Source organism: Mesorhizobium sp. WSM4849 (genome assembly GCF_055811385.1).
In genome coordinates, this window is sequence record NZ_JBVVPW010000027.1 from 84,571 (window position 1) to 97,002 (window position 12,432).

12 protein-coding genes are annotated in these 12,432 nt (G+C 62.3%); 4 read left to right on the plus strand and 8 right to left on the minus strand.

What is annotated here, in order from left to right; genetic code table 11:
* Positions 1-272 precede the first annotated feature (272 nt).
* From AC0L3L_RS26405 to AC0L3L_RS26415, 3 genes are all read left to right on the plus strand, one after another.
* Positions 273-794, plus strand: coding sequence for a carboxymuconolactone decarboxylase family protein (locus AC0L3L_RS26405; RefSeq protein ID WP_473639882.1), 522 nt, complete (start codon positions 273-275; stop codon positions 792-794).
* Between the two features lie 507 nt (positions 795-1,301).
* Positions 1,302-1,652, plus strand: coding sequence for a YciI family protein (locus tag AC0L3L_RS26410; RefSeq protein WP_473550485.1), 351 nt, complete (start codon positions 1,302-1,304; stop codon positions 1,650-1,652).
* Positions 1,653-1,683: 31 nt separating this feature from the next.
* Complete coding sequence (locus AC0L3L_RS26415; RefSeq protein WP_473639884.1) at positions 1,684-2,958, plus strand: RNA polymerase sigma factor; 1,275 nt, start codon at positions 1,684-1,686, stop codon at positions 2,956-2,958.
* A 707-nt stretch (positions 2,959-3,665) separates the two neighbouring features.
* On the opposite strand, the gene AC0L3L_RS26420 is transcribed toward AC0L3L_RS26415, so the two are convergent.
* From AC0L3L_RS26420 to AC0L3L_RS26450, 7 genes are all read right to left on the minus strand, one after another.
* On the minus strand, positions 3,666-4,370 hold the full coding sequence (locus AC0L3L_RS26420) for a GntR family transcriptional regulator (protein ID WP_123147303.1): 705 nt from the start codon (positions 4,368-4,370) through the stop codon (positions 3,666-3,668).
* Positions 4,371-4,472: 102 nt separating this feature from the next.
* Positions 4,473-5,213, minus strand: coding sequence for an aspartate/glutamate racemase family protein (locus AC0L3L_RS26425; protein ID WP_473639886.1), 741 nt, complete (start codon positions 5,211-5,213; stop codon positions 4,473-4,475).
* An 8-nt stretch (positions 5,214-5,221) separates the two neighbouring features.
* Complete coding sequence (locus AC0L3L_RS26430) at positions 5,222-5,944, minus strand: ABC transporter ATP-binding protein (RefSeq protein WP_473485730.1); 723 nt, start codon at positions 5,942-5,944, stop codon at positions 5,222-5,224.
* A 2-nt stretch (positions 5,945-5,946) separates the two neighbouring features.
* Positions 5,947-6,726 carry an ABC transporter ATP-binding protein gene (locus tag AC0L3L_RS26435; RefSeq protein ID WP_473485729.1) on the minus strand — a complete coding sequence of 260 codons (780 nt, stop codon included), beginning with the start codon at positions 6,724-6,726 and terminating at the stop codon, positions 5,947-5,949.
* Positions 6,727-6,730: 4 nt separating this feature from the next.
* Positions 6,731-7,705 carry a branched-chain amino acid ABC transporter permease gene (locus AC0L3L_RS26440; protein WP_473639888.1) on the minus strand — a complete coding sequence of 325 codons (975 nt, stop codon included), beginning with the start codon at positions 7,703-7,705 and terminating at the stop codon, positions 6,731-6,733.
* A 5-nt stretch (positions 7,706-7,710) separates the two neighbouring features.
* Complete coding sequence (locus tag AC0L3L_RS26445) at positions 7,711-8,577, minus strand: branched-chain amino acid ABC transporter permease (protein ID WP_091600116.1); 867 nt, start codon at positions 8,575-8,577, stop codon at positions 7,711-7,713.
* 76 nt (positions 8,578-8,653) lie between these two features.
* The gene (locus AC0L3L_RS26450; RefSeq protein WP_292209467.1) at positions 8,654-9,856 is read right to left on the minus strand and encodes an ABC transporter substrate-binding protein; all 1,203 of its coding nucleotides are present in this window, start codon (positions 9,854-9,856) and stop codon (positions 8,654-8,656) included.
* A 136-nt stretch (positions 9,857-9,992) separates the two neighbouring features.
* On the opposite strand from AC0L3L_RS26450, the gene AC0L3L_RS26455 reads away from it, so the two are divergent.
* On the plus strand, positions 9,993-10,463 hold the full coding sequence (locus AC0L3L_RS26455; protein WP_473639890.1) for a DUF4143 domain-containing protein: 471 nt from the start codon (positions 9,993-9,995) through the stop codon (positions 10,461-10,463).
* Here the strand turns inward: AC0L3L_RS26455 and AC0L3L_RS26460 are convergent.
* The gene (locus AC0L3L_RS26460; RefSeq protein WP_473639892.1) at positions 10,460-12,175 is read right to left on the minus strand and encodes a DUF6538 domain-containing protein; all 1,716 of its coding nucleotides are present in this window, start codon (positions 12,173-12,175) and stop codon (positions 10,460-10,462) included. The genes AC0L3L_RS26455 and AC0L3L_RS26460 overlap by 4 nt on opposite strands.
* Between the last annotated feature and the right edge of the window lie 257 nt (positions 12,176-12,432).

Here is a 12,432-nt window from a genome sequence, read left to right on the forward strand (position 1 = left end):
GATTGTCAACGCTGCGTGTAGCACGTCTCCGCGATATCTGGGCTGGCGATCTCATGATCTCGGCTGGCGAACTCATGGCCCACTCTAATTCGGCGCCCCCCCGGCTGCACCTCATGGAAATCCATGAGGCGTGGCCGAAGCGTACTTGGCCTAGCCCTCAGGATGACACTGCCTAGACCAGCCGAGTGGCGACATGGCCTCTCGCATGATGGCTCGGCCCGGCGCGTCCCGGCATGATTTGCAGGCGATAAACCGCCTTCAAGGAGACATTCATGAATATCACCACCAAACCGACGGCGGAGGCCGGGACCAAGCGTGGGCCCCGTGTTAACTGGGCCGATCAATCTCCGGAACTCGTGAAGAAGTTCACCGGGGTTGTAACGGCTCTCCGTGCAAGCTCGATCGAGGAGTCCATCCTCAATCTTGTCAGTATTCGTGCTTCGCAGCTCAACGGCTGCTCCTTCTGCCTCGATATGCACGTCAAGCAGGCAAAGATGCACGGCGAGCGCGAACTGCGCCTCTACCACTTGGCCGCGTGGAGGGATTCGACCCTGTTCGCCCCACGCGAGCGCGCCGCACTCGCATGGACGGAAGTCCTGACCAAGCTGCCGGACCAGGGCGTTTCCGATGAGATCTATGAGCGCGTCCGCACGCAGCTGTCGGAAAAGGAGATCTCCGATCTTAGCTTCGCTGTCATGGTGGTCAACTCGTGGAACCGCCTCAACGTCGGCTTCAAGACCGTGCCGGGTTCCGCCGATGCAATGTATGGCCTGGACAAGGCGGGGCTCAATTAGCCCGCTACAGACCGGCGGCGCGGCTGTCGCCGTGTCGCCGCTGATCCCTGGCGGTGCGCAATGACCCGCCGGGGACGCGCTATCGACAACCATGCGTATCGCCGAATCGCTGCGGCCGGCTTCCGCCGCGTTTGCCGCCACTGCCGGCCAGTGCGCCTTTCCCACGCTCATTTCACGACAATCCGAGAACTCACCCAGGACTTGGCCGGACACTCGCCCTGCGAGCTAGCTCGGCCGTCTCGCGTTTCATTCCATTACGCCGGCCAGTTTCAAGCAGCCTCCTAGCCGCCAAAATTGACACGGCAACGCAACTCACGACGCTGGACGAGTTGTCGGGGTTAGATGGGGTTGGTCAATCGGACCTGTTCACTCGCCCATCGTCTTTAGAGCCCGGGCGTGATTTTATTCAAAGCGCATGTCGATCCGCCGGGGGCTGGTTCGTCGACTTATTAGCGAGACTGTTCAGCGGCCATCACGTCCGCGGCTCGCCTCAGGAGGAGTTCTCAAATGCGCTTCATGTCGTTCGTCACTTCCGCCCACGCCGGACCGCCAACGGCGGAACTCATCGAGGCGATGAACAAGCTCGCCGACCGGGAAATCAAGGCCGGCCGCATGGTCGACATGGGCGGGCTCACGCCGGTCGCGATGGGCGCGCAGGTGCGCATCGCCGATGGGAAGCTCAGCGTCATCGATGGCCCGTTCGTCGAGGCGAAGGAAGTCATCGGCGGCTACGCGATCATGGAGTTCCGGAACAAGGAAGAGGCCGTGGCGTCCGCGGTCGAGTTCATGCAGCTCCACAAGGATTTCATGCCGGATTGGGAGGGCACGTGCGAGGTCCGCGCGTTTGCCGTCCCTTGAGGCGACGTTCCTGCAGACGCGGTCGGCGGCCATGACGGTCGCCGACGCCCATCGCACGATCCTCGCCGTGTGGCGGATCGAGCAGCCCCGGCTGATCACCAGTCTGGCGAGGATGCTGCGCGATGTGCCCCTGGCCGAGGATTTGACGCAGGAAGCCCTGCTGGCCGCCCTTGAGCGGTGGCCCGCCACAGGCGTTCCGGAAAAACCCGGCGCCTGGCTGATGGCGACCGCCAAGCGCCGGGCCCTGGATCATCTGCGCCGCAGCCGGATGCTTGAGCGCAAGCACGACATTATCGCCTGGGACATGGAGGAGGAGCAGCAGGCCATGCCCGACCTCGACTCGGCCCTGGACGACGACATAGGCGATGAACTGCTTCGGCTCATCTTCACCGCCTGTCACCCGCACCTGTCGCGCGAGGCGCGCGCGGCGCTGGCACTGCGGATGATCTGCGGCCTGACAACCCAGGAGATCGCCAGGGCCTTCCTGCTGCCGGAGGCGACGATCGCCCAGCGCATCGTGCGCGCGAAGCGGACTCTTTCGGAATCGGGGCTGGCCTACGAGACCCCAAGCGGCGAGGAGCTCTCAAAGCGGCTCTCCTCGGTGCTGGAGGTCGTCTACCTCATCTTCAACGAAGGCTACACCGCGGCGAGCGGCGAGGACTGGCTGCGCCCCCAGCTCTGCAATGAAGCGCTTCGCATGGGCCGCGTGCTCACCTCCATCGTGCCGCACGAGCCCGAAGCCCATGGACTGCTCGCTCTGATGGAGCTGAACGCCTCGCGCACGGCGGCGCGTACTGATGCAGGGGGCGAGCCAATCCTCATGCTGGACCAGAACCGCGCACTCTGGGACCAGCTCCAGATCCGGCGCGGGATGCAGGCGCTCGGGCGAGCACGCGAATTAGGCGGAGCCGGCGGCATTTACGTCCTCCAGGCGACGATTATCGCCTGCCACGCCCAGGCGAGGACGGCGGGCGATACCGACTGGTCGCGCATCGCCGGACTTTATGCGGAGCTGGCGGCTGTCGTGCGCTCGCCAATCATCGACCTCAACCGCGCGGTTGCCGTCGGCATGGCCGAGGGCCCAGAAGCGGCGCTGGTGATCGTGGACCGCCTTGCGCGCGAGCCGGCGCTCAAAGGCTATCACCTGCTGCCGAGCGTTCGCGGCGACCTACTCCACAAGCTCGGCCGTTACGAGGAGGCGCGCGCCGCGTTCGAAGCGGCCGCGACGCTGGCGGGCAACAGGCGGGAACATGACCTGCTGAGACGGCGCGCCGCCGAGGCGGCCGACGCAGCGATGTCATCATAATCCCTGATCAGACAAGGACATGGCCGACCCCGGATCGACCGCTTCCGGGGCTTTTGTCATTTCCCTGTGTAAGGTCTGACGTGGATATGGCTGAACGTCCGCTGTCCCACCGAGCCGGAGTTCCAAGGTGGTTCCGTGAAACGGCAGCTTAGGGTCAGTTCGCGACCCTGGCCCCAGCAGGTTGAACGTCTGATATCTTCGTTATGAAACCTGAGGCTGCCGGTCCTCTCTCGGCGCCAAATGCGACAGTTTTGGTTCTCGGCTCGGAAGGTCGCTCTTGGCGCAACTGAGCCCATCACGAACAGCGGATCCGCAGCATGTGAGCGAAGGCGGTATGACGTTGTTCGACGTTTGTTCGCGCAAAGTTGCATAAGATTGCAGTGTGGAACTGGCCTCTCGCGAGGGCCATCGACCGATCGCATCAAGTCGTATCTAAAGGCCATAAGAAAAACCGGCAGTTTGCCCAACCCTTGCTGCGACTGCGCTGCGTCAAGCTCTGATCGAGCGCGTTGCCCGACCGTTGTGCGGGAGGGACTCTATGGCCCAGCAGGAGTAGCTGCAGCTGGAGGGCAGCGCCGCGGACTCAACGAGCGCTACTGTTATGACAGCAGGAACGAAGAAGCAGTCCTCATGGGCCGATGCATGCTATGCACGCCCAGCATGGTGCGGACATAGGCGAACTCCGGCGAAGAGTTTGACGGCGGAGATCAGCGCAAGATATCCGACAGGCTCTCGGGCTTCTTCTCGCCAAGCGACAGATCAAGGCCCGACAGAAGGTCGATGAGATGACTTCGCATCAGGTCGGACGCGTTTTTTGCGTCGTGCTTTTCGATGGCATCGACGAGGGCGTGATGGGCGTGGCTTTCGCAGGTGGTGTCGCGGCGGCGCCAGTAGAGCGCGATGATCAGCGACGACCGCGACAACAGGTCTTTGACGAAGCCGGTCAGGATCGAATGGCCGGCGATTTCGGCGATGCCGACATGGAATTTTGCCGACAGCATTATGGCGTCGCTGTCGCGGCCGGCATGCAGAGCCTCGTGCTCTTTTTCGAGATGAAGCCGCAGTTGCGCGATCTCGGCCGGCTTTGCCACTTCGGCGGCAAGCGCCGCGACCTTGGGCTCGATCAGCGCCCGCGCTTCGAACACCTCGCGCGCTTCCTGCTTGGTCGGCTGGGCGACGAACGCGCCGCGGTTCGGCTCGAGCCGAGCCAAGCGGTCATGCGACAGCGCCTGCAGCGCCGCGCGTATCACCGCGCGGCTCACCGAATAGATCGAGGCGAGTTCGTCCTCGGGCAGCTTTGTGCCCGGTGCGAGGCGGTGGCTGACGATGGCGTCGCGTAGGCCGGCATAGACCGGAAACCAGCGCATCGTCGGCTTGTCGCCATCCCGTGTCTTTGGTCCAAGCAGGTCCATCGTCTCATTGTCCCGGCGGCCGGATCGCATAGCGGCGCGAACACCGCGTTTCCGGCCGGACATCGAACATCCTGTGTGGGAATGTCAACAATTTTGCACGCATCAGGATACACGGCCGGAGGGCGAAAAGGGCGCAAAGATTCCGGCGAAGGATTTTTCGAGTGGAACTTGGTAGCCGCCGCGCTTCGAGGTCGACAGGCCAAGGCCGACGAGGCTCTCGCAGAGTTTTACCGCGCAGGCGACGCCGTCGAGCACGGGAAGGCCATGTTCGCGGCTGAGCGCGGCGGCGAGGTCGGCCATGCCGGCGCATCCCAGCACAATCGCTTCGGCCCGGTCGTCGCGGATGGCGCGCTCGATCTCCTCCGAAATTCGATGGCGGGCGTTGGAGCCGGGCACTTCGAGCTCCAGAACGGGAACGTCGCTTGCCCGCACCTTGGCGCAGCGGCTGGCGAGGCCGTAGCGCACCAGATTGTGCTCAATCGCCGGCACCGAACGCGACAGCGTCGTCACCACGCTGAACTTGCCGGCAATCAGGCTCGCCATGTGAAACGCCGCTTCGCCGATGCCGACCACCGGCATCTCGCCAACGCAGCGTACTGCGTCGAGGCCGGTGTCGTCGAAGCAGGCGATGACGCAGGCGCTCGCCGCCGGATGTCTCTGGATCTCGCCGATCATTCCCGGGATGGCGAAGACCTCGTCGAAATAGCCTTCGACGCTCGGCGGCCCGTCCTTCGGATTGACGGCGATGATCCTGGTGCCGGCCGAAGCCGCGCCGCGCGCCGCCTCGCCGATCTTTTCGGTCATGGACGCGGTGGTGTTGGGATTGACGACGAGTATGTCCATTTGCGCTTTCATATTTCGCCGCCGAGATAGAGTTTCTTGACCCGGTCGTCGCCAAGCAGCTCAGCCGAATGTCCGGCCAGCGCGATCTTTCCGGTCGTCAGTGCGTAGGCGCGCTGCGAGATGCGCAGCGCCATGCGCGAATTCTGCTCGACCAAGAGAACGCTGACCTTTTCGTCGCGATTGATCGCCACGATGGAGCGGGCGATGTCCTGGACGAGCTTCGGCGCGATGCCGAGCGAGGGTTCATCGAGCAGCAGAAGCTTCGGTTTGGCCATCAGCGCCCGCCCGATCACCAGCATCTGCTGTTCGCCGCCGCTCATCGTGCCCGCCGTCTGGGAATAGCGTTCCTTCAGGCGCGGAAATCGCCCGAGCACCATGTCCAGCGTCCTGGCGATTTCGGACTTGTCGGTGCGGGTGAAGGCGCCCATCATCAGATTATCGCGCACCGTCATGTAGGAAAAGACGCGCCGACCCTCCGGCACCATGGCGATGCCCATCCTGACCAGCTCGTCCGGGCGCGTTCCGTCGATGCGGTGGCCCCGGAAATGAATCTCGCCGCTGCGGACTTTCTTCAGGCCAGTGATGGCGCGCAGGATCGAGGATTTGCCCGCGCCGTTCGCGCCGATCAGCGCGACGGTCTCGCCCTCGTTGACGTTTAGCGACACGCCCTTCAAAGCATAGACATGATCGTAGTAGAGTTCGACGTCGGAGACTTTCAGCAGTTCGCTCATGGCTAAAATCCGATCGTCTCATCTTCGGCGCCGAGATAGGCCTCGATGACCTTTTCGTTCTCCTGGATTTCCTTCGGCGTTCCCTCGGCGATTTTCACACCGAAGTTCAGGACGACGATGCGGTCGGAAATGTTCATGACGGCGGGCATATCGTGCTCGACCAGCAGGACAGTCACGCCGCGCTTCCGCACGCCGCGCACCATCTCCACCGCGCGCACGGTTTCGTCATGGTTCATGCCGGCGAAGGGCTCGTCGAGCAGAAGCACGGTCGGGTTGGTGGCGAGCCCGATGGCAATCCCGAGCGCGCGCAGATGGCCGTGCGGCAGCGTGCTGGCGATCTCATGCCGTTGCGCGCCGAGATCGAGGAAGTCGATGATCTCGTCGGCCGAGCGGCCGAATTCGTCCTCGTCGCGCCGTGCGGTATTCGTGCCGAGATAGAAGCCGGCAAGGCTGGCATTGGAACGCAGGTGATGCGCGATGATGACATTGTCGCGCACCGTCATGCCCTTGAAGATCGTCGTCTCCTGGAACGTGCGCACCACGCCCTTCCGGGCGACGATATGCGGCGCCAGGCCTGAAATCCGCTCTCCTCGGAACAGCACTTCGCCCGAGGTCGGATTGAGGAAAGAGGAAATCAGCTTGAACAGCGTCGACTTGCCGGCGCCGTTGGGGCCGATGACGGAGAGGATTTCGCGTTCGCGGACCGCGAAGGAAACATTGTTGACCGCGACCAGCCCGCCGAAGCGTTTGGTCACGGCCTTGATCTGGAGAAGCTCGGCCATGGTCCTAGCCCTGCTTCTTGCCGAACAGCCTGAGGCTGAGCAGGCCGTTGGGAAGGAACAGCATCAGCGCGATCAGCACCGAAGAGAAGATCAGCAACTGGAACTCGCCGGTCTCGAACAGGAAATCCCAGCCGAAATAGAGCGCGAAGGTGCCGATCATCGGCCCGAAGACGTGGCCGAGCCCGCCGAGGAAGCAGTTCAGCATGAAGTTCACCGAGTCGGTGACGGTGAAGCTCGACGGATAGATCGACTGCGAGATGGCGACGAACATCGCACCGCCGAGACCGCCGAGGAATGAGGAGATGGCGTAGGCGATAACGCGCAGATAGGCGATGTTGACGCCGATAGAGGAGGCCAGTTCCTCGTTCTGCTGCAACGACTGGCAGAGTTTGCCGATGCGCGAATGGACTAGGCGGTAGAGCGCCGCAAAGCACAGCACCATCAGCACAACCGACACCAGATAGAAGGCGGGACGCGGATTGGCGAGCGTCGCGAAATCTGGAAGGATGGTCAGCCCGAAGATCGAGATGCCGCCGGGGAGCGGAATGCTGACCATACCCTTGGCTCCGTTGGTGATCGGCAGTGCCAGCGCGAGCAGCCGCGCCACTTCGGTCAAAACCAGCGTGACCATGGCGAAATAGACGCCGCGAAGCCTGAGGATGGGCAGTCCGATCAGCACGCTTGCAGCGGCGCAGAATAGCCCAGCCAGCGGCAGTGTCAGCCAGAACGACACACCATACTGGACGACAAGAATGGCCGAAACATAGCCGCCCATAAGCGCGAAGGCGCCCTGGCCGATATTGATGCGGCCGATGTAGAAAGTCACCCACACCCCGGCGCTGGCGATGCTGAGCAGCGCGACCGAGGTCAGCGTGTAGTAGAGGTCGAGCCGACCGGTCGCCTCGATCAGCCAGGGCACGCCGACGAGTACGACCAGCAGGAAGACAGCGACGGCGAGGATATTGCGTGTACGCTTCATGTCCATCATCCCCACGGCTTGCCCATGAGTCCGTTCGGGCGGATGCTCAGGAACACCATCAGCGCGGCGAAGATGACGAGATAAGTGACGTCGCCATATTGGCGTAGCACCGTCAGGCCGACCGATTCCATCATGCCGAGGATGAAGCCGCCGGCGATCGCTCCGCTGACCACGCCGGCCCCGCCGATCATCACCATCAAGAACGCCTTGATCGAGATCGGCCCGCCGATGCCCGAATTGACGCCGGTGATGGCGACCAGCAGCCCGCCGACTATGCCGGCAAGCATGGCGCCGAGCGCAAAGCCGATCATCGAATAGCGGTCGACCTCGACGCCCATCAGCTGCGCCGCGACCCGGTCCTGCGCCAGCGCCCGCATGGCGCGTCCCGGCTTGCTGTACTGCATGAAAAGCACGAAGGAGGCGATGAACAGTATGGCGAGTGCGCCGACCAGCAGCCGGTCGTAAGGCATTATGAGGCTGTCGGAGACGAAGACGCCGTTGACGATCTTCGGCACGCCGCGCTGCTTTTCACCGAACAGGAGGAGGATCACGGCGTCGAGGAAGAATGCGACCGCCGCCGCGAGAAGCATCGTACTTTCCTCCCGCACGCTTCGCCTAATCACCGTTCTGAAAAGGAATTTCTCGACCAGCGCTCCAATGACCAGCAGCGTGATACCGGACGCGACGAGCGCGACGACGAAAGGCATGCCGAGCTGGCCATAGACGGTGTAGGTGACGAAGCCGCCGAGAACGTACATCTGCCCATGGGCAAAGTTAAGCACGTTCATCAGCGCGAAGATCAGGGTCAGACCGAGCGCGATCAAGGCGTATTGCGCGCCAAGATAAAGCCCGTTGGCGATGACTTGTTCCATCAGGATGGTTCCCGGCCATTCAGAGGCTCAAGGCGAATGCACGAGCCTCTGCGGCAATCCGCTTCAGTGCAGTGCGTCAATCGACTTGAGCGACGAAGAGCGTCTCGAACTTGCCGTCGCGGTATTCCGTGACCACCATCGGGACCGAAAGCTGGCGCTTCTGGCCAAACGACGTCATTCCGACATAGGTCAGCTTGGCATCGCCCTTCAGATAGGGATTGGGCGCCGAGAAAGTGTCGATCGTCTTCTTGAACTCCTCGACATTGTCGATCGCGGCCGGGTTCGCCTTCAGCGTCTCGATGATGTATTCGAGCGCGTAGACCTTGGTGTTGGACTCGTCATTGTATTCGCCGAACATTTTCGTATAGCGGTCGACGAACTCCTTCATCGTGTCGGACGCGATTTCGGGCGTCGATGCGCCGCCGACTGAGATGAAGCCGTTGGCCAACTCGCCCGCGCCCTCTTCCAGCACCTTGGCATCCTGCGCCGTTTCGGTGGAGATCAGACCTTCGTAGCCGAGCTCGCGCGCGGCGCGGATCAGCAGCGGCGCATTGCCGGGCGCGACACCCGAAAGCACCAGCAGGTCCGGTTTTTGCAAAACGATCGGCGTCAGTACCGGCGTGAAATCGCGGGTATCGTTCTGGTAGACATCCGTGGCAGCCACAACCTCGAGCCCGAGCGCCTTTGCCGCGGCAACACCGCCATCCCGCTGGCTCAGCGGATCGGATTCGTTGGCGGCGACAAAGGCAACTTTTTTCACGCCCCTGTTTTCCATGAGATATTTGTAGATCGCCGGAGCCGACTGGTAGTTGGCGATCATGCCGAGCACGGCGTTGGACGCCGGCGGGGTGTAGAGTTCCTTCGGGAATGCGTAGGGAAAATAGATGATGCCCTTGGATTCTGCCACGGGACGCACCGCCGCCGCGCCGTCGTCGACATTCGGACCGACGACATAGTGGATGCCCTCCTGGGCCATCTTCTCCATGCCGGCGATCGCCCGCTTCGGGTCCTTCTGGTCGTCGAAGGTGACGATTTTGATGTCATAGGTCTCGTCACCAATCTTCACACCGCCGGTTTCGTTGATCCAGGCGGCGCGTGTCTGCATCGAGCGGACGTTGGATGTGCCCCACGCAGCGGCCGCGCCACTCGTCACGCCGACAAAGCCGATCTTGAGTTCCTTGTTGGCGGCGTGCACCGTGATTGTGCCGCCGGCCATGATTGCCAGCGCGGAGACGGCGCCGAGCGCGGCGAATGTGATTATTGAACGTCTGTTGATCATTGTTCTTCCCCTTGGAGGCCGCGCATTGTTGCGACAGAACTCGACCGATACGCGGACTTTTGTGAGTGAAGGCTCAAATCAATCACCTGTCAACAAAACTTTTAAAGATTGTTGACAATCTTGTGACCGGCCGTAGATGAAGGACGTAGGACCGATCGCGGTTCGGTGCTTTCTCGAGAGCTTCGTGGTGTCGGAATTCCTGAAGCTCGCATCGTGGTCAGAGCGACGGGTGTCTTTCTCACACTACCGGACCAAGGATCGGGACGAGGTCGGCGTCGTGATCGAGGATCGACGCGGTCGGGTCGTCGGTATCGAGGTGAAGGCCTCCGCAACGGTTCCGCAGGACTTTCGGGGATTGCGCCAGTTGCAGGAAAGAGTTTCGGGCGCCGGCAGGCGTACGAAAGTCCCCGAGGAAGGAAGGACGGGCCACAGGCGGTGGGCTCGCGACGGCGAGCAGTTCGCGGGCGAGCGCGAGCCCTTACCGCGCGCGCCCATCCCGCGCAGCGGGTTGGTTTGTCGGCCCCCAAATGCGACGTCTGAGCAGTGGTTCGGCGATAACCGCTCTTGGCGCAACCAGGAGGTTACGAGCTTGCTCCAGCAGCTCTAAGCGTCTAAGGGCAAGCCGCGGCGCGGTGGCAGTTCGATCTTCTCGAGCGCTGATGCCATCAGGGCCAAGCCGATATGCCTGTAGACACCCGAGGAACTGCTGTCGGTGTGGCCCTGAATGGCGTCGGCCACGCTGTCAGAAATGCCAACCCTTGACGCTTCGGTCTTGAACCAGTGCCTCAACGCATGATTCGGCGCCTTGCGTCGATCGGAAAACCCATTCTTTCGAATCCAGGTCGCCAGGCGGTTGGCAACGCCTTTCGAGGCGTGCTTTCGCTTTGGATCGCCTGACGAGCGGCCGTAGAAGAGCGGACCTTGTCCCTTCTCCGCCACGAATTCCAGGAAGCCAGCTGTGAGAAGTGCAGGATGGATCGGCACCGTCCTTTCACTTTCTGCATTCTTGATACTGCCGGCATCACTTGCGGGCGTGATCTTGACGACCTTGAAATCCGTCTTCCTCAAATACGTGACTGCCCTGGAGCTGTGCCACTTCCCCGATCCGCGAGCCTGTCGCGGCTGCCAGCCAGGGGAGCCACTTCTTCCCGGGGTCAGAAGCATTGCTGGCCAGGTCCAGCAGACGAGCCACCTCCTCGCCGCTATAGCCGAGCATCTTCGTGCCCGCCTTCGTCTTGCGCGCGACCTTGATGCCCTGGGAGGGAGCGGAGGCCGCGAGCCTGTTCGCCACGGCAAACCTGAACAGCGGACGGGCGCAGCCGAGATAGCCTCGCAGATTGTGGCCGCCGCCTTGTTGGCTTTGACGAGCTTGTCCTTCCAGCCGACGATATCTTCGGTGGTGATGCGAGCAATGTCCTCCGCCTTGTCGCCGACGAACGACTTGAGGTCACGAGTGATACCCCGCCAGCTCGAAAGCGTGCTGGCGCTCGGATCGGTTTCCGCCTCCCAGCGCTCGAAGAGTTCGTCGAGCGAGATCGGCTTGGCGGCTGGTGCCGTCGGCAGGGAACTGCCCAAGCTAGGCGCCTCAGGATTTTCCACCTGCCGAAAATTGCCTGCACGAAGATCGCCCAGCGAAGGGTCGGGCTGGCCCTCGACAATCGCCCGTAGTGCGTCGAGTTCCTCCTCAAGCAGCAATCGGGAGAGAGCGATCGCATCCGGGCGGTTCATCCCTGCAATGCGCTTGTCAGCGATCGCGACCAATTCGCCAAGGTTCCCGGTCGCCCGCATGCTCTGCAGCGCCTCGATCCGCTTCCGGAGACGAAAGCGATTGACGAAGGCGATGACATTTTCGAGATCTCCTTCGGCAACGAGGTGATCGAAATAGGTATAGGCATCCTCTTCGTCGTGCCCGAAGTCGGCCGGCACCGGCAGCGGTCCGAACTCGCCGCGCCAGAACCGAGCGGGAGCCGCGGTCGCCTGGCTGAAGAGCTCCGCACGGCGGGAGAACTCCTGATCGCTCGCCGCGATGGCGTGTTCACGGGCGATCTCGCAGAAGCCGGCACGGAGCGTTCGGGAGGGTGGCGGCGTTGCAACGCCAAGATTGACACCGGCGATCTGATCAGCACGAATTTCGTCGAACCGGTTTTCCAGTTCGACGCTCTTGCGAGCGAGACGGCACTTGGCTGTTTTCAGATCTTTTGTGCGCAAGAACCGGACCACAATTTGACGCCCGTATATAGGGGCAATGTCCGTAGGAACCCAAATGCGACAGTAAAAAGTGCCGCTGCGCGTCATCATCCGTTCGGGCAGTGTCGCCATCCTGTTCGAGCCCCGACTATAACAGTCACTGTTACAACAGGGCCGAACTGGAAAGCGAATCAGAACCTGAATGAAATCAGGTACTTACAAGATGCTGGTGTAACCGGGGCAAAACCGGCGGCGTTTGTTGGGGTTCAGCGACCGGCGAGGAGAACGGGAAGCGGCAGGATCTTGCTGCCAGGGATGCCGAGGCGGTCGCCGAGATAATCCCAGAAGCTGACACCGAGCTTGTTGCAGGTCTTCATCATGCTGAGCAT